This is a genomic window from Streptomyces sp. NBC_00984, assembly GCF_045162475.1.
In the GTDB taxonomy this organism is placed as follows: Bacteria; Actinomycetota; Actinomycetes; order Streptomycetales; family Streptomycetaceae; genus Streptomyces.
Window position 1 is genome coordinate 7,200,767 of sequence record NZ_CP108734.1, and the last position, 24,337, is coordinate 7,225,103.

25 protein-coding genes and 1 pseudogene are annotated in these 24,337 nt (G+C 69.1%); 22 read left to right on the forward strand and 4 right to left on the reverse strand.

The window, feature by feature from the left end:
- Positions 1 to 12 precede the first annotated feature (12 nt).
- Together OG520_RS32185 and OG520_RS32190 are read left to right on the forward strand one after the other, a co-directional pair.
- On the forward strand, positions 13 to 714 hold the full coding sequence (locus OG520_RS32185) for an HAD family phosphatase (protein ID WP_266421609.1): 702 nt from the start codon (positions 13 to 15) through the stop codon (positions 712 to 714).
- Positions 715 to 1,078: 364 nt separating this feature from the next.
- Positions 1,079 to 2,680, forward strand: a complete 1,602-nt coding sequence (locus OG520_RS32190; protein ID WP_406015462.1) for an ABC transporter substrate-binding protein — start codon at positions 1,079 to 1,081, stop codon at positions 2,678 to 2,680.
- A 56-nt stretch (positions 2,681 to 2,736) separates the two neighbouring features.
- Here OG520_RS32190 and OG520_RS32195 read toward each other — a convergent pair whose 3' ends face one another.
- Positions 2,737 to 3,408: a response regulator transcription factor gene (locus tag OG520_RS32195; protein WP_148833656.1), complete on the reverse strand. Its 672-nt coding sequence runs from the start codon at positions 3,406 to 3,408 to the stop codon at positions 2,737 to 2,739.
- Positions 3,409 to 3,434: 26 nt separating this feature from the next.
- Complete coding sequence (locus OG520_RS32200) at positions 3,435 to 4,280, reverse strand: RecB family exonuclease (protein ID WP_399330285.1); 846 nt, start codon at positions 4,278 to 4,280, stop codon at positions 3,435 to 3,437.
- A 171-nt stretch (positions 4,281 to 4,451) separates the two neighbouring features.
- Between OG520_RS32200 and OG520_RS32205 the strand changes: the two genes are divergently transcribed.
- The 3 genes from OG520_RS32205 to OG520_RS32215 all read left to right on the forward strand — a co-directional run bounded on the left by OG520_RS32205 (position 4,452) and on the right by OG520_RS32215 (position 7,488).
- Positions 4,452 to 5,702, forward strand: coding sequence for a site-2 protease family protein (locus OG520_RS32205; RefSeq protein WP_406015463.1), 1,251 nt, complete (start codon positions 4,452 to 4,454; stop codon positions 5,700 to 5,702).
- 61 nt (positions 5,703 to 5,763) lie between these two features.
- Positions 5,764 to 6,669 (forward strand): tRNA (adenine-N1)-methyltransferase, encoded by a 906-nt coding sequence (locus OG520_RS32210; RefSeq protein WP_124718703.1) that lies wholly within the window; start codon positions 5,764 to 5,766, stop codon positions 6,667 to 6,669.
- Positions 6,670 to 6,909: 240 nt separating this feature from the next.
- Positions 6,910 to 7,488 carry a hypothetical protein gene (locus OG520_RS32215; protein WP_406016621.1) on the forward strand — a complete coding sequence of 193 codons (579 nt, stop codon included), beginning with the start codon at positions 6,910 to 6,912 and terminating at the stop codon, positions 7,486 to 7,488.
- A 39-nt stretch (positions 7,489 to 7,527) separates the two neighbouring features.
- On the opposite strand, the gene OG520_RS32220 is transcribed toward OG520_RS32215, so the two are convergent.
- Complete coding sequence (locus OG520_RS32220) at positions 7,528 to 7,839, reverse strand: ferredoxin (RefSeq protein ID WP_266421625.1); 312 nt, start codon at positions 7,837 to 7,839, stop codon at positions 7,528 to 7,530.
- Positions 7,840 to 8,080: 241 nt separating this feature from the next.
- On the opposite strand from OG520_RS32220, the gene arc reads away from it, so the two are divergent.
- The 6 genes and pseudogenes from arc (at position 8,081) to prcA (ending at position 13,892) form a co-directional block, all read left to right on the forward strand.
- On the forward strand, positions 8,081 to 9,847 hold the full coding sequence (gene arc / locus OG520_RS32225; RefSeq protein WP_399330102.1) for a proteasome ATPase: 1,767 nt from the start codon (positions 8,081 to 8,083) through the stop codon (positions 9,845 to 9,847).
- Between the two features lie 234 nt (positions 9,848 to 10,081).
- Positions 10,082 to 11,593 carry a depupylase/deamidase Dop gene (dop, locus tag OG520_RS32230; protein WP_406015464.1) on the forward strand — a complete coding sequence of 504 codons (1,512 nt, stop codon included), beginning with the start codon at positions 10,082 to 10,084 and terminating at the stop codon, positions 11,591 to 11,593.
- Positions 11,594 to 11,713: 120 nt separating this feature from the next.
- Positions 11,714 to 11,932, forward strand: a complete 219-nt coding sequence (locus OG520_RS32235; RefSeq protein ID WP_266421631.1) for a ubiquitin-like protein Pup — start codon at positions 11,714 to 11,716, stop codon at positions 11,930 to 11,932.
- A 101-nt stretch (positions 11,933 to 12,033) separates the two neighbouring features.
- Positions 12,034 to 12,224 (forward strand): annotated as a pseudogene (locus OG520_RS32240) (endonuclease domain-containing protein); the annotation flags it as partial.
- Positions 12,176 to 13,021 (forward strand): proteasome subunit beta, encoded by an 846-nt coding sequence (gene prcB / locus OG520_RS32245; RefSeq protein WP_266421634.1) that lies wholly within the window; start codon positions 12,176 to 12,178, stop codon positions 13,019 to 13,021. The pseudogene OG520_RS32240 and the gene prcB, both read left to right, overlap by 49 nt.
- 58 nt (positions 13,022 to 13,079) lie before the next feature.
- Positions 13,080 to 13,892 carry a proteasome subunit alpha gene (gene prcA, locus OG520_RS32250; protein WP_072484405.1) on the forward strand — a complete coding sequence of 271 codons (813 nt, stop codon included), beginning with the start codon at positions 13,080 to 13,082 and terminating at the stop codon, positions 13,890 to 13,892.
- Positions 13,893 to 13,959: 67 nt separating this feature from the next.
- Here prcA and OG520_RS32255 read toward each other — a convergent pair whose 3' ends face one another.
- Positions 13,960 to 14,985 (reverse strand): LacI family DNA-binding transcriptional regulator, encoded by a 1,026-nt coding sequence (locus OG520_RS32255; RefSeq protein ID WP_266421637.1) that lies wholly within the window; start codon positions 14,983 to 14,985, stop codon positions 13,960 to 13,962.
- A 133-nt stretch (positions 14,986 to 15,118) separates the two neighbouring features.
- On the opposite strand from OG520_RS32255, the gene OG520_RS32260 reads away from it, so the two are divergent.
- The 11 genes from OG520_RS32260 (at position 15,119) to OG520_RS32310 (ending at position 24,317) form a co-directional block, all read left to right on the forward strand.
- The gene (locus tag OG520_RS32260; protein WP_406015465.1) at positions 15,119 to 16,378 is read left to right on the forward strand and encodes an MFS transporter; all 1,260 of its coding nucleotides are present in this window, start codon (positions 15,119 to 15,121) and stop codon (positions 16,376 to 16,378) included.
- A 9-nt stretch (positions 16,379 to 16,387) separates the two neighbouring features.
- Positions 16,388 to 17,749: a Pup--protein ligase gene (gene pafA / locus OG520_RS32265; protein ID WP_266421641.1), complete on the forward strand. Its 1,362-nt coding sequence runs from the start codon at positions 16,388 to 16,390 to the stop codon at positions 17,747 to 17,749.
- 126 nt (positions 17,750 to 17,875) lie between these two features.
- Positions 17,876 to 18,823 carry an FKBP-type peptidyl-prolyl cis-trans isomerase gene (locus tag OG520_RS32270; RefSeq protein ID WP_399330098.1) on the forward strand — a complete coding sequence of 316 codons (948 nt, stop codon included), beginning with the start codon at positions 17,876 to 17,878 and terminating at the stop codon, positions 18,821 to 18,823.
- A gap of 43 nt (positions 18,824 to 18,866) precedes the next feature.
- Positions 18,867 to 19,241: an FKBP-type peptidyl-prolyl cis-trans isomerase gene (locus OG520_RS32275; RefSeq protein WP_406015466.1), complete on the forward strand. Its 375-nt coding sequence runs from the start codon at positions 18,867 to 18,869 to the stop codon at positions 19,239 to 19,241.
- A 113-nt stretch (positions 19,242 to 19,354) separates the two neighbouring features.
- Complete coding sequence (locus OG520_RS32280; RefSeq protein WP_326764656.1) at positions 19,355 to 20,308, forward strand: WYL domain-containing protein; 954 nt, start codon at positions 19,355 to 19,357, stop codon at positions 20,306 to 20,308.
- 17 nt (positions 20,309 to 20,325) lie between these two features.
- A complete protein-coding gene (locus OG520_RS32285) occupies positions 20,326 to 21,294 on the forward strand; it encodes a helix-turn-helix transcriptional regulator (RefSeq protein WP_399330096.1) in 969 nt (322 codons plus the stop codon).
- A 7-nt stretch (positions 21,295 to 21,301) separates the two neighbouring features.
- On the forward strand, positions 21,302 to 21,574 hold the full coding sequence (locus OG520_RS32290; RefSeq protein ID WP_385545854.1) for a hypothetical protein: 273 nt from the start codon (positions 21,302 to 21,304) through the stop codon (positions 21,572 to 21,574).
- Between the two features lie 46 nt (positions 21,575 to 21,620).
- Positions 21,621 to 21,818, forward strand: a complete 198-nt coding sequence (locus OG520_RS32295; protein ID WP_399330095.1) for a hypothetical protein — start codon at positions 21,621 to 21,623, stop codon at positions 21,816 to 21,818.
- 263 nt (positions 21,819 to 22,081) lie between these two features.
- Positions 22,082 to 22,375 (forward strand): Sec-independent protein translocase subunit TatA, encoded by a 294-nt coding sequence (tatA, locus tag OG520_RS32300; RefSeq protein ID WP_266421656.1) that lies wholly within the window; start codon positions 22,082 to 22,084, stop codon positions 22,373 to 22,375.
- A 65-nt stretch (positions 22,376 to 22,440) separates the two neighbouring features.
- Entirely contained in the window at positions 22,441 to 23,391 is a 951-nt protein-coding gene (gene tatC, locus OG520_RS32305; RefSeq protein WP_406015467.1) for a twin-arginine translocase subunit TatC, read from the forward strand.
- Positions 23,392 to 23,408: 17 nt separating this feature from the next.
- Positions 23,409 to 24,317, forward strand: coding sequence for a diacylglycerol kinase (locus OG520_RS32310; RefSeq protein WP_406015468.1), 909 nt, complete (start codon positions 23,409 to 23,411; stop codon positions 24,315 to 24,317).
- The last annotated feature ends 20 nt before the right edge of the window (positions 24,318 to 24,337 follow it).

Consider the following 24,337-nt stretch of genomic DNA (forward strand, 5'->3'; position numbering starts at 1 on the left):
AAGGTGTGCCGGATGACCAGCACGGTCCCCGCGTCCTTGACCCGCACGGCCGAAGGCGCCGCGCTCCAGGCCGTCCTCCTCGACATGGACGGCACTCTCGTCGACACCGAGGGGTTCTGGTGGGACGCGGAGGTGGAGGTCTTCGCCGAGCTCGGTCACCGGCTCGACGAGGCCTGGCGGGACGTGGTGGTCGGCGGGCCGATGACCCGCAGCGCCGGCTACCTCATGGACGTCACCGGCGCGGACATCACCCTCGACGAACTCACCGTGCTGCTCAACGACCGCTTCGAGAAGCGCATCGGCCGCGGGGTGCCGCTGATGCCGGGCGCGGCCCGGCTGCTGGCCGAACTGGTCAGGCACGACATCCCGACGGCCCTGGTCTCCGCCTCGCACCGGCGGATCATCGACCGGGTGCTGGAATCGGTGGGCCGTCACCACTTCGCGCTCACCGTCGCGGGCGACGAGGTCTCCCGTACGAAGCCGCACCCGGAGCCCTATCTCACCGCCGCTTCCGGCTTCGGTGCGGAGCCCGAACGCTGTGCGGTCATCGAGGACACCGCGACCGGTGTCGCGGCCGCGGAGGCGGCGGGCTGCCGGGTGGTCGCCGTACCGTCCGTCGCTCCCATCGCCCCCGCGTCCGGCCGGGTGGTCGTGCGTTCGCTCGAAGAAGTCGATCTCGCCTTCCTCCGGGGACTGGTCACGGGAACGCGTTGATCCGCGTACCGAGAGTGTTTCTGTGAATGAACGGAAAAGCCCTCGGCGGCGAATGGTGCATTTTCTGTCGCGCGCAAGTGTGGGAATGCCGGGCGTGCGATAAGGGATTCGAACGGTCGAGGCGTGAGTTTTCTCACCCGAATGCACTTCGGAGGGTTTTCGAGATCACCCGGCATGCCCGTTTTGGTGCATTGGAATGTCCCGGTTCATTCTGTATGCGCGAAACCCTTCCGACGCGTGAAAGCGGCTCGCCGTTCATTCCCATCACCATCTGATTACGCGCGGGGACTTCTCCGGTCCGGCATTGCCGACGACGCCTACTAATGTCGCTCTCTCCATGCCCGGATGAGGGAGAGCGTCCAAGATGAACCGCAAGACTCTGGTGCTGCCGGCCGTCGTCGGCCTGCTCGCACCCGCACTCGCCGCCTGCGGCGCGTCGGGCGACGGGAGCGATGGCAAGGGCGCCATCGTTGTCGGCACCACGGACCAGTTCGTCGCCTCGAAGGACAGTCCCGCGCCGCTCGATCCCGCCATCGGCTACGAAGCCGGCGTGTGGAACGTGCTCCGGCAGACCGTGCAGACCCTGGTGCATGTGCCGCGCGGCGGCGGCGAGCCGGTGCCCGAAGCCGCGGAGAGCTGCACCTTCACGGACACGCAGAACGAGAGCTACCGCTGCAAGCTGCGCAGCGGTCTGAAGTTCGCCGACGGCAAGGCCATGACCGCCGACGACGTGAAGTACTCCATCGACCGCGTCATCCGCATCGATGCCCCCAACGGGCCCGTCGCCCTGCTCGACAACATCGACACGGTCGAGACACAGGGGGAGCGGGAGGTCATCTTCCACCTGCGCGCGCCGGACGCCACGTTCCCGTACAAGCTCGCCACCCCGGTCGCCGGGATCGTGCCGCGGAGCCAGTACGCGGCGAAGTCCGCGCGCACCGGATTCCAGGTGGACGGCTCCGGGCCGTACACCATGAAGCCGGAAGTCGAGCACAATCGGATCGTCAAGGTGCTCTTCACCAGGAACCCTCACTACAAGGGGGACCTGAAGGTACGGAACGAGAAGGTCGAGCTGGACGTCTTCCCCGACCCGGCGGCCATGGGCAAGGCCCTCGACAACCAGAAGATCGACATGATGACCCGCACCATGTCGCCCGAGCAGTCCCAGCAGATGCTCGAAAAGCCCAGGGACGACATCAAGCTCACCGAGATGCCCGGCCTCGCCATCCATTTCCTGGGCTTCAACACCAACGACCCGGCCGTGAAGAACAAGGCCGTCCGCCAGGCCATGGCCCAGGTCGTCGACCGCGGTGAAATCGCGAGCAAGGTGTACGGCACCACGGCCGAGCCGCTGTACTCGCTGATCCCGTCCGGCATCACCGCGCACGCCAACTCGTTCTACAACAAGTACAGCGAACCCGGCACCACGAAGGCTGCGGCGATCCTGAACGCCGCAGGCGTCGACACCCCGGTGAAGCTCACGCTCCACTACCCGACCGACCGTGCCGGCGCCGGCACCGCCGCCGAGTTCGGAACGCTGAAGAAGCAGTTCAACGACACCGGACTGTTCGACGTCACCGCCCAGGGGACCCCCTGGGCGAAGTACCGCCCGGCACAGCTGCGCGGCGACTACGCCGTCTACGGCATGGGCTGGTTCCCCGACTTCCCGGACCCCGACAACTTCACGGCGCCGTTCCTCGACAGGAACAACTTCCTCAACTCGCCCTACAAGTCGGCGCCGGTCCAGAAGACGCTCATTCCGCAGTCCCGCCGCGAGAGCGACCGCAGCGCCTCGACCAAGACCTTCCAGCAGATCCAGGACATCGTCGCCGACGACGTCCCGGTACTACCGATCTGGCAGGGAAAGCAGTACGTCGCCTCCCGCGAGGGCCTCACCGGTGTCGAGTGGGCGGTCAACTCCTCCGCGGAACTCCAGCTCTGGGAGCTGGGCGACGGCCGCGTCTGAGCACGGACGGCGCCCCCGGCCGCACCTGGCCGGAGGCGCCGCTCCCTCCGCTCCGCTCACTGGGCGCCGGGGCGCACCAGACCGCTCTCGTACGCGTACACGGCGGCCTGCACCCGGTCGCGCAGTCCGAGCTTGGTCAGCACATGGCCGACATGGGTCTTTACCGTCGTCTCGCTGACGAACAGATCCGCGGCGATCTCCGCATTCGACAGACCGCGTGCCACCAGCTTCAGCACCTCGACCTCGCGGTCGGTCAGCGTGTGCAGCGTGTCGGGCACCGGATCCTCGCCGGACGGCAGATGGTCCGCGTACTTGTCGAGGAGCCTGCGGGTGATGCTCGGTGCGAGCATCGCCTCGCCCGCCGCGACCACCCGGATGGCCTGCACCAGCTCATTGGCCGGAGCGTCCTTCAGCAGGAAGCCGCTGGCGCCGGCGCGCAGCGCCTCCACCACGTACTCGTCGAGATCGAACGTCGTCAGCACCAGCACCTTCGCCGGACCGTCGCGGCCCGGCCCGGTGATCTGGCGCGTCGCCTCGACGCCGTCCATCCGCGGCATGCGGATGTCCATCAGCACCACATCGGGCTGCAGCGCCCGCACCTGGTCGAGAGCCTGGAGACCGTCACCGGCCTCACCCACCACCGCGAGATCGCCTTCCGCCTCCAGAATCATCCGGAAGCCGGTGCGCAGCAGGGGCTGGTCGTCGACCAGTAGGACGCGGATAGCCACAGGGTCTCCTTCACGGTCCTTCGAGTTCACGGTCCTTCGAGGGCCACAGGCCGGCCGGCCTCGGCGCGGACCGGATCCATTCTGCCCTGCACATCCTGCTCCGGCTCCGCCGGGCGGACCGTCAATGGATAGACCGGGGGAGTACCGCCGAATTCGGGACAGACCGACCGGTGGTCGCACCAGCCGCAGAGCTTCGTCGGCCGGGGCCGCCACTCGCCCGTCTCCGTGGCCAGCCGGATCGCGTCCCACAGCGCCAGCAGCTTGCGCTCCACCCGCTCCAGATCCGCCACCACCGGGTCGTACGTCAGGATGTCCCCGCTGCCGAGGTAGACCAGCTGGAGCCGGCGCGGCACCACACCCTTCAGCCGCCAGATCACCAGGGCGTAGAACTTCATCTGGAAGAGCGCGCCCTCCGCGTACTCCGGGCGCGGCGCCTTCCCCGTCTTGTAGTCGACGATCCGGACCTCGCCCGTCGGCGCCACGTCGATCCGGTCGATCACCCCGCGCAGCCGCAGTCCCGACTCCAGCTCCGTCTCGACGAAGAGCTCCCGCTCGGCGGGCTCCAGACGCGTCGGATCCTCCAGCGAGAACCACCGCTCCACCAGGCCCTCCGCCTCCGAGAGCCAGCGCGAGAGCCGCTCGCCCCCGGCATCCTCGGCGAACAGCTCCGACAGCTCCGGCTTCGACTCCAGCAGCCGGTCCCACTGGGCGGGGATCAGCGCCGTGGCCCGGCCGGCGGTGCGCTCCACCGCCGGATTGTCGAAGAGCCGCTCCAGCACCGCATGCACCAGCGTGCCCCGGGTAGCCGCCTCGCTGGGCTTCTCCGGCAGTTTGTCGATGACCCGGAAGCGGTACAGCAGCGGACACTGCATGAAATCGCTCGCCCGCGACGGCGACAGGGACGAAGGCGGCTGAGCGGGCCGCGGCAGGGAGGTCATGTCGAAGACCCTACGGCCCGCCACTGACAGCGGGCGGCATACCATCGACCACACAGCCTCGAACACTGCATGATCGTGCCGTAGGGCACCGACCGAAGGGACCCCGTGGACGAGAGCGGCGACAGCGGGCGGCCGCAGCCCGGTGCAGGGGGAACGCCCCCTGGCGCCGGCCCCGACAAGGGTGAACCGCAGCGCCCCGAAGAGCCCGGAGGCGGCATTCTCATGGGCCGCCCCTTCGGCGTGCCCGTGTACGTCGCGCCCAGCTGGTTCCTCGTGGCCGCGCTGATCACCTGGGTCTTCGGCGGTCAGCTCGACCGGGTGCTGCCCGAGCTCGGCACGGCGCGCTATCTGGTCGCGCTCTTCTTCGCGATCGCCTTCTACGCCTCCGTGCTCGTCCACGAACTCGCCCACACCGTCGTGGCGCTGCGCTACAAGCTGCCGGTGCGCCGCATCCAGCTCCAGTTCTTCGGCGGCGTCTCCGAGATCGAGAAGGAGTCCGAGACCCCGGGCCGCGAATTCCTGCTCGCCTTCGTCGGACCGCTGCTCTCCCTGGTGCTCGCGGGTGTGTTCTACGTCGGGATGATGTTCGTCGCGCCCGGCACCGTGCCCGGTGTCCTGCTCGCCGGGCTGATGGTCTCCAACCTCCTGGTGGCCGCCTTCAACCTCCTCCCCGGCCTCCCGCTGGACGGCGGGCGCATGCTCCGCGCCGTCGTCTGGAAGATCACCGGACGGCCGATGAGCGGCACCGTCGCCGCCGCCTGGGTCGGCCGCGCCCTCGCCGTCATCACCCTGATCGGCCTGCCGCTGCTCACCCACACCGGGACCTTCGGCAACAACCCCGGCGACCTCAGCGGCATGGACACCATCACCGACGCCCTGCTCGCCGCCATCCTCGCCGCGATCATCTGGACCGGAGCGGGCAACAGCCTGCGCATGGCCCGTCTGCGCGAACACCTCCCCGAGCTGTGCGCCCGCACGCTCACCCGGCGCGCCGTCCCGGTGGAGGCCGCCACCCCGCTCTCCGAGGCCCTGCGCCGGGCCAACGAGGCGGGCGCCCGCGCCCTCGTCGTCGTCGACGGACACGGCGAGCCGAAGGGCATCGTCCGGGAAACGGCCATCGTCGCCGTGCCGGAACACCGCCGCCCCTGGGTCGCCGTCAGCGGCCTCGCCCAGGACCTCACCGAAGGCATGAAGGTCTCCGCCGAGCTGTCCGGCGAGGCACTCCTGGACAGGCTCAAGGCCAGCCCGGCCACCGAGTACCTGGTGCTGGAGGAGACCGGTGAGATCTACGGCGTCCTCTCCACCGCAGACGTCGAACGTGCGTTCGTCGCCGCCCTGGCCAGACCGGCCGCCTGACCGCCGGAGTCCGCCCCGGGCTCGCGGTCGGAGCCCCGGGAATCACCGGTACGCTGGTCACATGTCTGAACCGACCGGTGCCGCCCGCCGACGCGGGCCCTTCAAGGTCGGGGACCAGGTCCAGCTCACCGATCCCAAGGGACGCCACTACACCTTCACGCTCGAGGCCGGAAAGAACTTCCACACCCACAAGGGTTCTTTCCCGCACGACGAGCTGATCGGTGCCCCCGAGGGCAGTGTTGTCCGAACCACGGGAAACGTCGCCTATCTCGCGCTGCGCCCCCTGCTCCCCGACTACGTCCTGTCCATGCCCCGCGGCGCCGCCGTGGTCTACCCCAAGGACGCGGGGCAGATCCTGGCCTTCGCCGACATCTTCCCCGGCGCCCGCGTCGTGGAGGCCGGCGTCGGCTCCGGCTCGCTCTCCACCTTCCTGCTGCGCGCCATCGGCGACCAGGGCATGCTGCACTCCTACGAGCGCCGCGAGGACTTCGCCGAGATCGCCCAGCAGAACGTGGAACGCTACTTCGGCGAGCCGCACCCGGCCTGGCAGCTCACTGTCGGCGACCTCCAGGACAACCTCTCGGACACCGACGTCGACCGCGTCGTCCTCGACATGCTCGCCCCCTGGGAGTGCCTGGAGGCCGTCTCCAAGGCGCTGGTGCCCGGCGGCATCCTCTGCGCGTACGTCGCCACCACCACCCAGCTCGCGCGGACCGTCGAGTCCATCCGTGAGATCGGCTGCTTCGCCGAGCCGCAGCCCTGGGAATCGATGATCCGCAACTGGCATGTCGAGGGCCTGGCCGTCCGCCCGGACCACCGCATGATCGGCCACACCGGCTTCCTCGTCACCGCCCGTCGACTGGCCGACGGTGTGGAGGCCCCGCTGCGCCGCCGCCGCCCCGCCAAGGGTGCCTACGGCGAGGACTACGACGGTCCCGGCAGCCAGAGCGGCTCCTCCCGCGGCTGACCGCGCAACGCACCGGCGCCGCCGCCGAGTTCCCGGACCGACCCGGGAACTCGGCGGCGGCGCCCTTTCGTTGCCGGGAGGACACCGTCCTCGCCGGCCGGGCAATCCGTACCGACCCCACCGTTCCGCTGTTCTGTGAGGTGTGGCACGATGCTGGCCACCCCGCGCCGCCGCGCCGGTCCCACCGGCGCCGCCCACCCCGGCATCCTCGAACCACAGGAACCACAGGAGACATCCCGCGTGCAGACCTCCGAGCTCCCGGACCTCGCGCACACCGACACCAAGCCGCTGCACTGGCTCGCCACCGCGGCGGCCATGGCCGCCGTCGTCGCGGCCGCAGGCCTGCTCCAGCCGGACCCCGCGGCCTCTGCCTCCACCCCTCACCGCACCACGGCGCAGCACGGCACCGCGAACGTCACCGCCCCCGATCCGGCACGGGCGGACTTCCCCCTGGAATGCGGCGGACTGGAGAGCGCCGTGGCCAAGCAGGCCACCGGCGACCTCGACGGCGACGGCCGCCCCGAGACCGTCGCGGTGGTCCGCTGCGCGGCCGGCTCCGGGACCCCGCCCAGCGGCGTCTACGTCCTCACACGCGGAAGCGGGGCCGCACCGCGGGTCGTGGCGACCCTGGTGGACCCCGCCCAGGAGATGAGCGTCGGCGATTTCGCGGTGCGTGACGGAGTCATTTCGGCCACTCTGCTCGGCTACTCCTCCGACACGGTGGCGCGCTGCTGCCCCGACCAGCAGGAGCGGGTCACCTGGCAGTGGAAGGGCGGCGCGTTCGTCCGCGCCACCCAGGCCGCTCCGAGCAGCGCCTGACCCGTCACCGAGGGTGACCGGAGGTCCGCTGCAGCCGGATCAGGCGGCCTCGGGGCCGTACACCTCGACGCTGTCCGAAACGCGACGTACGTGGATGCAGTCGCCCGGACACTCCTTGGCCGAATCGACGACGTCCTGGAGGAGCGGCAGCGGAACGGGCGTCGTCGCGCCCGCGTCCTGCAGCAGCTCGTCGTCCGCGCTCTTCACATAGGCCAGACCGTCGATGTCCAGCTCGAACACCTCGGGCGCGTACTGGACGCAGATGCCGTCTCCCGTGCAGAGGTCCTGGTCGATCCAGACCTCCAGGTCCTGCGCGTCGCCGCCGTTGGGAGCGTCCTGCTGCACGGTCATTTCTCCTGCCGTTCCCTGCGTATCCGAACCAAAAGAAGCCAACCCTGACGGGTGTTGAACGGTTCGACGATACAACCGGCCGCTTTCCGATGTTGAAGGGTGGGTATTCCCCTGACACGAGGGGGAACGCAAGGGTGAAGATCGGACACGCCCCGCAGTCTTTGTGATCTAGGGGTTTCAATCATCACCCACCCAGGTAGGGTCAGGAAGCGTCCAGCTCCCCTTGGAGGAGGTGAGGACCGTGGCAGCCCACGACGACGACATCAACCGCGGCATCCGGCCCGGGCGGGGGTCCGAAGACCCAGCCGGCCAGGTCGCCTATCTCGAGCAGGAAATCGCCGTCCTGCGACGTAAGCTCGCCGACTCTCCGCGCCATACGAGGATTCTCGAAGAGCGGATCGTCGAGTTGCAGACCAACCTGGCAGGCGTGTCCGCACAGAATGAACGGCTCGCCAACACATTGCGCGAGGCCCGCGACCAGATCGTGGCCCTCAAGGAGGAAGTCGACCGGCTCGCACAGCCGCCGGCCGGTTTCGGTGTGTTTCTGCAGGGCAATGAGGACGGCACCTGCGACATCTTCACCGGGGGCCGGAAGCTCCGGGTGAATGTCAGCCCGAGTGTCGAGCTCGACGACCTCCGGCGCGGCCAGGAAGTCATGCTCAACGAAGCGCTCAACGTGGTCGACGCCATGGAATACGAGCGGGCCGGGGACATCGTCACCCTCAAGGAAATCCTCGAGGACGGCGAGCGGGCCCTGGTCATCGGGCACACCGACGAGGAACGGGTGGTGAGGCTCGCCGAGCCGCTGCTGGACATCACCATCCGCCCCGGCGACGCCCTCCTGCTCGAACCCAGGTCCGGCTACGTCTACGAAGTGGTCCCCAAGAGCGAGGTCGAAGAGCTCGTCCTCGAAGAGGTACCGGACATCGACTACGACAAGATCGGCGGTCTGGGCGACCAGATCGAACTGATCCGGGACGCGGTCGAGCTCCCCTACCTCCACCCCGACCTCTTCAAGGAACACGAACTGCGTCCGCCGAAGGGCATCCTGCTCTACGGTCCGCCCGGCTGCGGCAAGACACTCATCGCCAAGGCCGTCGCCAACTCCCTTGCCAAGAAGGTCGCCGAGGTCACCGGCCAGCCGGCGGGCAAGAGCTACTTCCTCAACATCAAGGGTCCGGAGCTTCTCAACAAGTACGTCGGCGAGACCGAGCGGCACATCCGCCTGGTCTTCCAGCGTGCCCGTGAGAAGGCGAGCGAGGGCACCCCCGTCATCGTCTTCTTCGACGAGATGGAGTCCCTCTTCCGCACCCGGGGATCCGGCGTCAGCTCGGACGTGGAGAACACCATCGTCCCCCAGCTGCTCGCCGAGATCGACGGCGTCGAGGGCCTGGAGAACGTCATCGTCATCGGCGCCTCCAACCGCGAGGACATGATCGACCCCGCGATCCTGCGACCCGGCCGCCTCGATGTGAAGATCAAGATCGAGCGCCCGGACGCGGAGGCCGCGAAGGACATCTTCGCGAAGTACCTCACGCCTTCGCTGCCCCTGCACGCGGACGACCTCGCGGAGCACACCGGCTCCAAGGAAGCCGCCGCGCACGCCATGATCCAGTCGGTCGTCGAGCGGATGTACACCGAGTCCGAGGAGAACCGCTTCCTCGAGGTCACGTACGCCAACGGCGACAAGGAAGTCCTGTACTTCAAGGACTTCAACTCCGGCGCGATGATCCAGAACATCGTCGACCGGGCCAAGAAGATGGCCATCAAGGCCTTCCTCGACCAGGGCCAGAAGGGCCTTCGCGTCTCCCATCTCCTCCAGGCGTGCGTGGACGAGTTCAAGGAGAACGAGGACCTGCCGAACACCACCAACCCGGACGACTGGGCCAGGATCTCCGGCAAGAAGGGCGAGCGGATCGTCTTCATCCGCACGCTCGTCACCGGAAAGCAGGGCGCGGACACCGGTCGCTCCATCGACACGGTGGCGAACACCGGGCAGTACCTGTAGAACGCGGACAGGCTGCGGATGCCCGGCCGGGCATCCGCAGCCGGTTGCTTTCGGTCCAGCTCGCGCGACACCGCAGCAATGACGCAATTGATCTCCCCACCAGCACAGAGGCGCTCTAGGCTCTTGCGTACCGCCCGGTCGCGCAGTGCGTGGACGGGCAGCGCACGCGCACCGACAAGCAGCGGTACTGGAGCGCCGCCCCTCAAGGGAGCGCCGCCGGGCAAGGAGGGCCGCATGACCGTACGGCGAGTAATGGGCATCGAGACGGAGTACGGGATCTCCGTCCCCGGCCACCCCAACGCCAATGCCATGCTCACCTCGTCCCAGATCGTCAACGCCTACGCAGCGGCGATGCACCGGGCGCGCCGCGCCCGCTGGGACTTCGAGGAGGAGAACCCGCTGCGGGACGCGCGAGGCTTCGACCTCGCCCGCGAGACCGCGGACTCCAGCCAGCTCACCGACGAGGACATCGGTCTCGCCAATGTCATCCTCACCAATGGGGCCCGCCTCTACGTCGACCACGCGCACCCGGAATACAGCTCCCCGGAAGTCACCAATCCGCGGGACGCGGTCCTCTGGGACAAGGCCGGCGAACGCATCATGGCCGAAGCCGCCGAGCGCGCGGCCCAGCTTCCCGGCGCCCAGCCGATCCACCTCTACAAGAACAACACCGACAACAAGGGCGCCTCGTACGGCACGCACGAGAACTACCTGATGAAGCGGGAAACCCCCTTCTCCGACATCGTGCGCCATCTGACCCCGTTCTTCGTCTCCCGCCAGGTGGTCACCGGCGCGGGACGCGTGGGCATCGGCCAGGACGGTCACGAGCACGGCTTCCAGATCAGCCAGCGCGCCGACTACTTCGAGGTCGAGGTCGGGCTGGAGACCACGCTCAAGCGCCCCATCATCAACACCCGGGACGAACCCCACTCCGACGCCGAGAAGTACCGCCGGCTCCATGTGATCATCGGGGACGCGAACCTCTCGGAGATCTCCACCTATCTCAAGCTCGGCACCACCGCCCTGGTCCTCTCCATGATCGAGGACGGCTTCATCAACGTCGATCTCGCGGTCGACCAGCCGGTGCGCACCCTGCACCACGTCTCCCACGACCCGACGCTGAAGCACCTCATCACGCTGCGCAGCGGCCGCACCCTCACCGCGGTGCAGCTGCAGATGGAGTACTTCGAGCTGGGCCGCAAATACGTCGAGGAGCGGTACGGGGCCGACGCCGACGAGCAGACCAAGGACGTCCTGATCCGCTGGGAGGACACCCTCAACCGGCTGGAGAACGATCCGATGAGCCTGTCCGGGGAGCTCGACTGGATCGCCAAGCGGGAGCTCATGGAGGGCTACCGCCGCCGCGACAGCCTGGACTGGGACGCGGCGCGTCTGCATCTGGTGGATCTCCAGTACGCCGACGTGCGGGCCGAGAAGGGCCTGTACAACCGTCTGGCGGCCCGCGGGAAGATGAAGCGGCTGCTGGACGAGAGCGAGGTCGAGCAGGCCCGTACGAAGCCTCCGGAGGACACCAGGGCCTATTTCCGCGGCCGCTGCCTGGAGCAGTACGCCGACGACGTGGCGGCGGCCTCCTGGGACTCGGTCATCTTCGATCTGCCCGGTCATGACTCGCTGCAACGGGTACCGACCCTGGAACCGCTGCGCGGCACCCGTAACCACGTCAAGGAGCTCCTGGACCGCTGCCGTACGGCGGAGGAGCTGGTCCAGGTCCTGTCGGGCGGCTGAAAGGGCCGGGATCGGGGAATCATCGGGATGTCCCCCGGACGTTGAGGGAAGTACCGGGCCGATGTCGGAGCCCGTGGGTAGGGTCTGATCAAGTGCTTCGAACCGAGCGGGGTGAGCTAGATGGCGACCAAGGACACCGGCGGCGGACAGCAGAAGGCGACGCGTTCCACCGAGGAGGTCGAGGAGCAGGCGCAGGACGCGCAGGCCTCCGAGGACCTCAAGGACCGCCAGGAGAAGCTGAGCGACGACGTCGACTCGGTTCTGGACGAGATCGATGACGTGCTCGAGGAGAACGCGGAGGACTTCGTGCGCTCCTTCGTTCAAAAGGGCGGACAGTAGTTCACGGATGTGAACGCGGGGGAGTGGAGAGCGGTGCGCGCGGTACGGGCCGGGTCGGCCCGTACCGCGCGGGCGCAAGCGGCACCGCGAGCCGTGCAGCCGCCCCCGCGGTTCATGTGGATCACCGCCACGGTACGGGTAGGGTCCGTGGCGTAACCGCAGCAACTGCAATTCGGCCATCGGCAAGTTGGGAGACGATCCTGACGCCTTGCTCAGGGCCGTCGTTTACCTGGAGGGAAACGCGTGGAAGCCAACACTCGTAGCACCGGGCGTCTACCAGCTGCCTTCCTGACGCCGGGATCCTCTTCGTTCATGGATTTCCTGTCCGACCAGTCACCCGGGATGCTCCCGGGCAACCGGAGCCTGCCGCCCCTGCAGGGGGCCATCGAGGCGCCGCACGGGACGACCATCGTCGCGGCGACGTTCCCCGGCGGTGTGGTCCTGGCCGGTGACCGGCGCGCGACCATGGGCAATGTGATCGCTCAGCGCGACATCGAGAAGGTCTTCCCGGCCGACGAGTACTCGGCGGTGGGCATCGCCGGCACGGCCGGACTGGCCGTGGAGATGGTCAAGCTCTTCCAGCTGGAGCTGGAGCACTTCGAGAAGGTCGAGGGCGCCCAGCTCTCCCTGGAGGGCAAGGCCAACCGGCTCTCCACGATGATCCGCAGCAATCTGGCCATGGCGATGCAGGGCCTCGCCGTCGTGCCGCTCTTCGCCGGCTTCGACGTCGACCGCGAGAAGGGCCGCATCTTCTCGTACGACGTCACCGGCGGCCGTTCCGAGGAGCACGGCTACGCGGCCACCGGCTCCGGGTCGGTCTTCGCCCGCAGTTCGATGAAGAAGCTCTACCGCCAGGACCTGACGGAGCAGGAGGCCCTCACCCTGGTCGTCCAGGCGTTGTACGACGCCGCGGACGACGATTCGGCGACCGGCGGTCCCGATGTGGCCCGGCGGATCTACCCGATCGTCACCGTCATCACCGACGAGGGCTTCCGGAAGCTGGACGAGGCGGAATCCTCCGAGATCGCCCGCTCCATCCTGGAACACCGGCTGGAGCAGCCCGACGGCCCGCGTGCCGCGCTGCTCTGACCCCCGTTCCGCTGCTTCTTCGATGCTCTTGTCACTGACAGAAAGGGACGGATAACCGGTGTCGACGCCGTTCTATGTCTCACCTCAGCAGGCCATGGCCGACCGGGCGGAATACGCCCGGAAGGGCATTGCCCGTGGTCGCAGCCTGGTTGTGCTGCAGTATGCCGACGGCATTGTGTTCGTCGGCGAGAACCCGTCCCGTGCGCTGCACAAGTTCAGCGAGATCTACGACCGGATCGGTTTCGCCGCCGCCGGCAAGTACAACGAATACGAGAATCTCCGCATCGGCGGTGTGCGCTATGCCGATCTGCGCGGATACACCTACGACCGTGACGATGTGACGGCCCGTGGGCTGGCCAACGTCTACGCGCAGACGCTGGGCACCATCTTCTCCAGTGCGGCCGAGAAGCCGTACGAGGTGGAGCTGGTGGTCGCGGAGGTGGGCGCCGAGCCCGAGGGCGACCAGATCTACCGGCTGCCGCACGACGGGTCGATCGTCGACGAGCACGGCTCGGTCGCGGTCGGCGGCAACGCCGAGCAGATCAGCACCTTCCTGGACCAGCGGCACCGCGACGGGATGACGCTCGCCGAGGCGCTGAAGCTGGCGGTGCAGGCGCTGTCGCGCGATCCCAACGGCAGCGAGCGGGAGATCCCCGCGGAGCGGCTGGAGGTCGCGGTCCTGGACCGTACGCGGCCGCAGCAGCGGAAGTTCAAGCGGATCGTCGGCAGGCAGCTGGCGCGGCTGCTGGAGGCGGACGGCGGCTCCGCGCCGACGGACGCTCCCTCCGACACCGAAGAGGGCGAGGGCGGCGAGTCCGCCGCCGCGACGGACGCCCCCAAGTCCACCGACTCCGGCGGGGACGTGGAGTAGCCCTTCGCGGGGCGGTCCACCGCATGACCGTGCCCCGGTCCGCCGTTCCCGGCGGGCCGGGGCACGGTCATGCGGGCGGGGGCGCCGAGGAGCCGCGGGCCACCAGGTGCACGGGGAGGCTGCCGGGCTCGGCCGGCCGGTCGTCCAGGACCGCCAGCAGGGCGGCCATGCCGCGCTCCCCGACCTGCTCGGCGGGCAGCTGCACGGTGGTGAGCTCCGGCTCGACGGCCGTGGCCAGGGCCAGATCGTCGAACCCGGTGACGGACAGGTCGTCGGGCACCCGGAGGCCGAGCCTGCGGGCGGCCTTGCAGGCACCCGCGGCGAGGATGTCGTCGTCACAGACGAGGGCGGTGGGCCGGGGGCCCGGGGCGGCGAGCGTGCGCTCCGCCGCGATGCGGCCCGCGTGGACGTCGAGCGCCGCCGCGACGGTCCGTACGGAGGTGCCGGGCACCGCCCGCAGCGCGTCGTGGAGTGCCCGGCCGCGCACCGCGAAGGTCCAGGAGTCGACCGCCGACGCCAGATGGACGAAGCGGCGGTGGCCGAGGGCGAGCAGATGGTCCGCCACCTGCCGCATTCCGTCGGCGATGTCCAGGTTGACGCGGGCCGCGACACCGCTGTCCGCCGGGTCGCTGTCGAGCATGACCAGCGGCAGGCCCGCGCCGCGCAGCTCGTCGAGCGCGCCGGCGGCCATGGAGGAGGCGATCACGCCGTCCAGGGAGGCGCTCGCCGAGGCGAAGGGGTCCCGGGCCGGACCGGTGCCGTCGGGGGACGGGTAGAGGACGACGCCGAAGCCGTGCTCGGCGGCGACCCCGGCGGCGCCGGTGTAGACGCGCGCGAAGAACTCGTTGGTGAGCGCGGGGACGACCAGCAGCGCGGTCCTGGTGCGGCCCAGCCGCAGGTTGCGGGCGGCGAGATTGGGCCGGTAGCCGAGTTCGTGGGCGGTACGGCGTACGCGTTCGGCGGTGGCCTCGGAGACCCTGCCGCGCCATTTGCCGCCGAGCACGAGGGAGACGGTGGCCTGCGAGACGCCTGCGGCCCGCGCGACATCGCGGCTGGTGGGCCGGGTCGGGGCGGGCTGTGGTGCGCTGGTCACTCGGGCCTCCGGGCCGGTCGGGGCAGGCGCCGTGAGGTGGACCTGCGGACTGGGCACATGGTACGTATGAACCTCGACGTTATACGTAAAACCTCGGGGTCGTCGGACCGCTCGGGGGAGAGGGGCGACCGACATGGCCGCGGGATATCTGGACATCCTCCGGGCGCGGCATGCCGCCCGGCTGCTGGCGGGGACCCTGGTGGGACGACTGCCGAACGGCACCGCCCCGGTCGCGATCGTGCTGTTCACCCGCGCCGAGGGCGGCACCTACACCCTGGCAGGCGCGCTCGCGGCCGTGTACGGGCTGGCCACCGCGGTCGGGCAGCCGCTGCTGGGCCGCGCCGTGGACCTGTACGGCCAGCCGCGCGTCCAGCTCCCGGCCGCCGTGGCGTCGGCGCTGGGCATGTCCCTGCTGGCCCTGGTGGGCCTGGGATCGCTGCCGCTGGCCTACGGGGCGGTGGCGGTGGCCGGAGTCTTCACGCCGCCGCTGGAGGGCGGCCTGCGGGCCCTGTGGCCGAGCGTCCTGGGCCGTGAGGACCGGGTGCACCGGGCGTACGCCATGGACGCCGTCGCCCAGGAGGTGATGTTCACCGTGGGCCCGCTGCTGGTGACGGTGCTGGTCTCCCTCTGGTCACCCGCCGCAGCCCTGCTCGTCATCAACGCGATAGGGGTCCTGGGGGCGCTCTCCGTCGTCCTCTCCGAGCCCTCCCGGACCTGGCGCTCCGCACCCCGCGAGGCGCACTGGCTGGGCGCGCTGCGCTCACGGGGGCTGCTGGCGCTGCTGGGGTCGTTCTTCTTCGTCGGACTCGCGCTGGGCTCGATCACGGTGGCCGGCGTGGCCTACGCCGACGACCACGGCCGGGAGTCGGTGTACGGCTGGCTGATGGCCGCGCTGGGGCTGGGCGCGCTGATCGGCGGTGCCGTCTACGGGGCGCGGCAGTGGGCCGGGGCGCCGGAGCGCCGGCTGCGGGTCATCGTCGCGCTGCTGGCACTGGGCTATCTGCCGCTGATGCTGACCCCCGGAGTGGTCGCCATGACCGCACTGGCGGCAGTGGCCGGGGTCTTTCTGGCGCCCGCGATCGCGTGCTCCTTCATCGTGGTCGACCGGCATGCTCCGCGGGGCACCGTGACCGAGGCGTTCTCCTGGCTGGTGACGACGTTCGGGGTCGGCGCGGCGGCGGGAACGGCCGTGGCGGGCCCGGCCGTGGAGCTGGGCGGCACGTCGTGGAGTTTCGCCGTCGCGGGGGCCGGTGGGGTGGCGGCGCTGCTCGTCCTGCTGGCGACGGGAAGGGTACTGGCAGTTCCCGGGCGTACGGCCGTCGCCGTACAGGGATCGGAAAATGATCGAAACGGTGCTGTCGAACCCGGTTTCAGCTCAGGCCATCAGGCGTAATGTTCAGTCATGGACCGCCGCATTTTCGGGCTGGAGAACGAGTACGGCGTCACGTGCACGTTCAGGGGACAGCGCCGACTGTCCCCTGATGAAGTGGCGCGCTACCTCTTCCGCCGTGTTGTGTCATGGGGCCGCAGCAGCAATGTCTTTCTGCGGAACGGCGCCCGCCTCTACCTCGACGTGGGATCGCATCCGGAATATGCAACCCCCGAATGCGACAACCTGACCGAACTGGTCACCCACGACAAGGCCGGCGAGCGCATTCTCGAAGGCCTGCTCGTCGACGCCGAACGCCGCCTGCACGAGGAGGGAATCGCGGGCGACGTCTATCTCTTCAAGAACAACACCGACTCGGCGGGAAACTCCTACGGATGCCATGAGAACTACCTCGTGGCCCGGCACGGAGAATTCTCCCGGCTCGCGGACATCCTCATTCCCTTCCTCGTCACGAGGCAATTGATCTGCGGTGCGGGCAAGGTGCTGCAGACCCCCCGGGGCGCGGTCTACTGCGTCAGCCAGCGTGCCGAGCACATCTGGGAGGGCGTCAGTTCCGCGACCACGCGCTCCCGCCCGATCATCAATACACGTGACGAACCGCACGCGGACGCGGAGCGGTACCGCCGCCTCCACGTCATCGTCGGCGACTCCAACATGTCCGAGACGACCATGCTGCTCAAGGTCGGCGCGACCGATCTGGTGCTCCGCATGATCGAAGCGGGCACGGTGATGCGGGATCTGACGCTGGAGAACCCGATCCGGGCGATCCGGGAGGTCAGCCACGACACCACGGGGCAGCGCAAGGTGCGCCTGGCCAGTGGCCGTGAGGCGTCCGCCATCGAGGTGCAGCGCGAGTACTACGAGAAGGCCGTCGACTTCGTCGACCGCCGTGGCATCCGCACCGGAACCGTCGCACAGGTCCTGGAGCTCTGGGGCCGTACGCTCGACGCGATCGAGGCCGAGGACCTCGACCGGATCGAGACCGAGATCGACTGGGTGATGAAGTACAAGCTCATCGAGCGGTACCGGGCCAAGCACAACATGACCATGTCGCATCCGCGGGTCGCCCAGATAGACCTCGCGTACCACGACATCCACCGGCGTCGCGGCCTGTACTACCTGCTGGAGCGCAAGGGACAGGCCGCCCGCATCTGCAACGACCTGAAGATCTTCGAGGGCAAGTCCGTGCCCCCGCAGACGACCAGGGCGCGGCTGCGCGGCGACTTCATCCGCAGGGCGCAGGAGCAGCGGCGGGACTTCACCGTCGACTGGGTCCACCTCAAGCTCAACGACCAGGCGCAGCGCACCGTGTTGTGCAAGGACCCGTTCCGTTCGGTGGACGACCGTGTGGAGAAACTGATCGCGGGTATGTGAGCCGGCACAGGACGATCCCGGCCGAAGACGCGACGCGGGCCCCGTACGTTCCTCGTACGGGGCCCTGCGTACGCCCTAGAGTGTCGGGGACTCAACCAACTGTGCCGTCTGAGATCTGAGGAACAAGTGCGCCGACTTGCCGGCCTTCTCGTCGTCCCCCTGTTGCTGCTGACAGCGGCTTGCGGCGGCGAAAAGGGCTCCAATTCCGTTTCCGCTTCCGCCACGTCGAAGGACGGGTTCCCCGCGATCACCGCGGGCGCGAAATTCGGTGAGAAGCCGACCCTGGCCAAGGGCACCGGGAACCCGCCCAAGGAGCTGAAGACCCGAGTCGTCAGCCAGGGAGACGGCGCCACGCTCAAGAACGGCGACGCGATCCAGGTCAACTACCTCGGCCAGTCCTGGGACTCCGACAAGCCCTTCGACAACAGCTTCGACCGCAAGCAGCCGCTCGACCTGACCCTCGGCGCCGGCATGGTCATCCAGGGCTGGGACAAGGGCCTCGTCGGCCAGAAGGTCGGCAGCAGGGTCCAGCTGGTCGTTCCGCCGGACCTCGGTTACGGCGCCCAGGGCCAGGGCGACATCAAGCCCAACGCCACGCTCGTCTTCGTCGTCGACGTCCTGAAGGCGACGCAGATCCCGGCCTCCGCCAAGGGCACCGAGGTCGCCCAGGACAACATCGACCTGCCGAAGGTCGGCACCAACACGGACGGCAAGGCCCCCAAGGTCACCGTCCCGACCAAGACCGACCCGCCGACGAAGCTCGTCTCCAACTACATCCTGGAGTCCAAGGGCGAGGTCGTGAAGGACACCGACAGCGTCGTCGTGAACTACGTCGGACTGACGTGGAAGGACGGCAAGACCTTCGACAGCACCTACGCCGCGGGCAAGACGCAGACCTTCCCGCTCGCCCAGGTGACCCTGAAGGGGCTGAAGAACGGTCTGGTCGGCAAGAAGATCGGCAGCCGGGTGCTGCTCGTCATCCCGCCGGACCAGGGCTTCGGTGACAAGGCGCAGCAGACCATCCCCGCCAAGTCCACGCTGGTCTTCGCCGTGGACCTCCTGGCAAAGATGTAAGACTGTCCCGGTTGCCCAGTTCATCATCAAGAGGAGCAAGTCAGTGAGCATCGAGAAGCCCGAGATCGACTTCCCGGGTGGCGAGCCGCCGGCCGAGCTGGAGATCAAGGACATCTGGGAAGGCGATGGCGCGGTCGCCAAGGCGGGCGCCACCGTCTCCGTCCACTACGTGGGCGTGGCCTTCTCCAGCGGCGAGGAGTTCGACGCATCCTGGAACCGAGGCACCCCGCTGCAGTTCCAGCTCGGTGCCGGCCAGGTCATCGCCGGCTGGGACCAGGGTGTGCAGGGCATGAAGGTCGGCGGCCGTCGCCAGCTGACCATTCCCGCGCACCTCGGGTACGGCGACCGCGGCGCCGGTGGCGGCCGCATCGCGCCCGGCGAGACGCTGATCTTCGTCTGCGACCTGGTCGCCGTCTGATCCGCACCCGTGCGATACGAGGGCCCGTGCCGCGAGGCACGGGCCCTCGCTTTTGTCCCGACACCGCGTAGCGGTACGGTCGACGGTTGTAGAGCGAAACAGAAAGGGCGTCGATGGCGATTGCCAAGGCCGAGCGGCTGATGAACCTGGCGCTGTGTCTGCTGGGGACCCGCCGTCCGCTCAGCAAGCGCGAGCTGCGCGGTTCCATCGAGGCCTATCTGGAAGCGGGCTCCGACGACGCCTTCAACCGGATGTTCGAGCGCGACAAGGACGACTTGCGCGAGCTCGGCCTGATCATCGAGACCGTGGAGAACCTGGACGGCGACACGGGATATCTCGCCCGCCGCGACAGCAACCGGCTGCCCCCGATCACGCTGGACGCCGAGGAGGCCGCCGCACTCGGACTGGCCGCCAAGGTCTGGCAGCAGGCGCGGCTGGCGGGCGCGGCCAGCGGCGCGCTGCAGAAGCTGCGGGCCGCCGGCATGCCGGAGGCCGAGGACGCGTACGAGGTGCACAGCGCCCTCGAACCGCGCATCCCCGTCCATGAGGCGGCGTTCGAGCCGCTGATGCTGGCCTGCCGCGACCGCCGCCCGGTGACCTTCGACTACCGCAAGGGCAACGCCGCCAAGCCCGAACAGCGCCAGGTCGAGCCGTGGACCCTGGAGTGCTGGCGCGGACACTGGTATCTGGCCGGCTGGGACCGGGACCGCGGCGCCGAGCGGGTGTTCCGGCTCTCCCGGATCACCGGCCGGGTCCGCTCCCGGGCCGGGGCGTTCACCACCGAGGTGCCCGACGTCGTGACCGTGCGCGAGACCGTCGAGAGCTGGGCGGGGGAGACGGCCACCAGGACCGCGCTGATCAGGCTGCGCACCGGGGCCGGCTACCCGCTGCGCTCGCGCGCCGTGTCGGTCCGGGAACTCGGGAACGGGTGGGACGAGTTGGAGATTCCGTACGGACACGGCCTGGACGCCTGGCTCGTCGAATTCGGTCCGGACGTCGTCGTACAGGAACCCGCCGACCTGCGGGCCGATGTGGTGGACCGGCTGCGCGCCGTGGCCAAGGACTGAGGGGGAGTACCGTATTCATGGCGACGAACGCGATCGACCAGACCCGCCGGATGCTCTCCCTGGTGACGTATCTGCGTGAGCGCCCCGGCGCCCATGTCCAGGACGTCGCGCGCGCCTTCGGGATCACCGAGGACGAACTGATCTCGGACCTCGACGTGCTGCCCATGTGCGGTACGAGCTTCCGCGGCGGGGACCTGCTGGACATCGACACCGACGGCGACCGCATCTGGTGGCACAACCCGGACGATGTCGCCGAGCCGCTGCGGCTCGCGGCCGACGAGGCGACGGCCCTCCTGGTCGCCGCCCGTGCCGTGGCCACGCTGCCGGGACTGCGCGAGAGCGACCGGCAGGCGCTGCTGCGGGCCACCGCGAAGCTGGAGACCGCGGCCGGTGAGGTGGGGGCGGCGAGCTCGCGGCTCTCGGTCACCTTCGAGTCCGAGGGCGGTGTCTTCGCCGATGTCGACCGGGCGATCTCCGAGCGGCGCAGGCTCTGGCTGCGCTACTACTCGCCCGCGCGCGACGAGCTCACCGAGCGCGAGGTGGACCCGATCCGGCTGTTCGCCGTGGGGCACACCTACATGGAGGCCTGGTGCAGGTCGTCCGAGGACCGGCGTACGTTCCGGCTCGACCGGGTCGCCGAGATCCGGCTGCTGGACGAGCCCGCCGCGCCGCCCGAGCTGGAGCTGCGGGATCTGTCCGAGGGGCTCGTCCAGCCGGCCGCCGAGGACCCGGAAGTCGTCGTCGAGGTGGGTCCCGGCGGACGCTGGGTCGCCGAGTACTACCCGCACGACAGCGCGCAGGAGCTGCCCGACGGCGGGCTGCGGATCGCCCTGCGCACCCCCGACCCGGCCTCGCTGCGCAGGCTCGCGCTGCGACTGGGCGGCGAAGGCCGCATCGTCTCCCCGCCGGAGCTGGCGCAGAGCGCACAGCAGGCGGCCCGTGCGGCGCTCGCCGCGTACGACGAACCGGTCCGAGCGGAAACCTGAGGGAGATATGAGCAATATGTCTGTGGTGTCAGGTGTTCCGACCGTGGTGGTGCCCGAGTCCGTGCGGTTCAAGGCCGCTTGCCCGGACTGCCGCGAGCGGTTCGAGCTGGCCGCGGCCGCCATTCGCCTCGTGGTGGGGGCGAGCCGCCGGACGACGTTCTACTCCTTCACCTGCCCGCAGTGCCGTGCGGCCGTCCGCAAGCCCGCGGGGGAGCGGATAGTCGAGCTCCTCAGCCGGGGCGGGGTGCGGACGCTGCGCCTCCACACCACCAGCCTCTAGAAAACGCCCACGCAGTCGGACACCTAGACACATCGAGGCTCTGCGCATGTTCTGGCCCATGCTCGCCATCGCCCTGGGATTTCTAGGGATCGCCGTTCTCGGCGTGCTGGCCGTCAAGGTCTTCATCGAGGCCCAGCGGCTCGGGCATCAGGTGACGCGGACCACCCAGCGCATCAACCGGGCTGCGGAGGACCTCGAAAAGGCGGCGACGGACCTTGCCGCGACCGGCGAGGCACTGCGCTAGACGTTGACGCCCCATCTGCCCGTACACGGCTGTGAGCAGGGCAGATGGATCAGGGCGGGCGCGGCCTCCTGTTTCGCGGGTTCGGAGGGTACGCTGCTGAAGGCGGCCCTGAGAGCGAGGCATGGGCCGTAATCGCAAGGATGCCTGGGTATTGCCCTGCGTTTACTCCTGCGGGATACGATCGCTGACGGTAAGAAGATCGGACGTCTGTCCGAGGTTCCATCCGCCCCACCCCTGCTGCCTCGGTGAGAAGGTACACGCATATGTTCGGAAGGCTCGGCGCTCCCGAGATCATCCTGATCCTCGTCGTCATTGTTCTGCTGTTCGGCGCGAAGAAGCTTCCTGACATGGCTCGCTCGCTCGGCAAGTCGGCCCGCATCCTCAAGAGCGAGGCCAAGGCCATGAAGTCCGAGGGCAGCCCGTCGGCGACCCCGGCCGAGCCGGCCGCCAACGACGCCGCCCAGGACCAGGCCGCCCCGCGCACCATCAAGGCCGCCCCCGGCGACGTGAGCAGTTCGCGTCCGGTCGCGGAGCCGACCGACTCGACCAAGCGCTGACAAGAAACGGGCCGACGCAGGCGCCGCGATCGGTGACGGCCTGCTGCACGAGATGAGGACGTGGGTTGCTCAAGTCTGCCCGCAAGCAGGAGACGGACCCAGAGGGCCGCATGCCCCTGGTGGAGCACCTGCGTGAGCTGCGTAACCGGTTGGCCAAGGGGCTGCTCGGGATCGTCGTCGTCACGATCGTGGCTGCGTTCTACTACAAGGGGATCATCGATTTCTTCACCAACCCGGTGCTGAAGTCGGTCGGTTGCGCGTCGAGCTTCGCCGAGCTCGCCAAGCAGGAGGACGGTACCTGCGCGCGTATCGTCCTGAACGGTCTGCTCACCCCGTTCACCCTCGCCCTCAAGGTCTCCTTGATGGCCGGTGTCGTCTTTTCCTCGCCGATCTGGCTCTATCAGTTGTGGGCCTTCGTCGCCCCGGGCCTGCACAAGCACGAGAAGAAGTACTCGCTCGCCTTCGTCGGCGCGGGATTCCCGCTCTTCCTCGCCGGTGGCTTCTTCGCGTACAAGACGCTGCCCACGATGGCGCGGGTGCTTCTGGAGTTCTCGCCGGCCGACCTGGACAACCAGCTGCCGCTGGACGAGCTGCTCGATCTGATCACCCGCATGGTGGTCGTCTTCGGGCTCTCGTTCGAACTGCCGCTGCTGCTCGTCATGCTGAACTTCGGCGGGGTCATCACCGGCAAGCGGATGCTCGGCTGGTGGCGGGGCATGATCATGGGCATCACGGTCTTCGCGGCGGTGGCCACGCCCAGCACTGACCCGGTCAGCATGCTGGGGCTCGCCGGACCGATCTGGGTGCTCTACTTCGTGGCCACGGCGATCTCGCTCCTCAACGACCGCCGCAGGGCACAGATCACGGCAGCCGGGCCCGCCGACGACGAGGCCTCGGAGCTGGACCTCACTCCCGAGGACATCGGTGAGATCGAATCGGTCTCGTCCCGCCGGTCATTGCCCACCCAGGCGAGCTCGGACCATGACCGGGTCAACGGTTACGACGACATCACCTGACCTTGTAGGGTCCCGGGGTGACCAGCGAGATCACCCTCTTCGTCAATCCCACCGCAGGACGCGGCCGGGGCGCGCATGCCGCGCAGCCGGCCGCTTCCGCGTTGCGGGACGCAGGATTCTCCGTGCGTACGGTTCTCGGTGAGGATGCCGACGACGCCCTGCGGCGGGCCCGTGCGGCCGTCGCGGCCGGGACCGGTGCCCTGATAGCCGTCGGCGGGGACGGCATGATGTCCCTCGCCCTGCAGGCGGTCGCGGGAACGATGACTCCGCTCGGGGTCGTGGCCGTCGGCACCGGTAACGACTTCGCCCGCGCGCTCGGGCTGCCGATACGGGACCCCGCCGCCGCCGGACGGCTGGCCGCCGAGGCGCTCAAGGGCGGTGCCGTCCGCGAGATCGACCTGGGCCGGGTCGGTGAGCGGTGGTTCGGGTCGGTGCTCGCCTCCGGCTTCGACTCCCGGGTCAACGACCGCGGGAACCGGATGCGGTGGGTCGGCGGACGGTTCAAGTACGATCTCGCGATCCTCGCCGAACTCGCCGCGTTCAAGCCCATTCCGTACCGCGTCAGGCTGGACGGTGGACCGGTCCGGGAGATCGAGGCGACGCTCATCGCCGTCGGCAACGGATCGACGTACGGCGGCGGCATGCGGATCTGCGCCGACGCCGTCATGGACGACGGGCTCTTCGACGTGACCGTCGTCGGGGACTGCAGCCGCGCCACCCTGCTGAAGGTCTTCCCCCGCGTCTACAAGGGAACGCACCTCGGCCACCCCAAGGTCACCGTGCACCGGGTCTCCTCGATCGAGCTGGCCGCAGCCGGTGTCACGGCGTACGCGGACGGTGAACAACTCGGGTCGCTGCCACTGACCGCGGACTGTGTGCCGGGCGCGGTGAGAGTGCTCGCACCCGCTGCTCCCACCGGGATTTAAAGATCGAGCCTGCTGTCAGA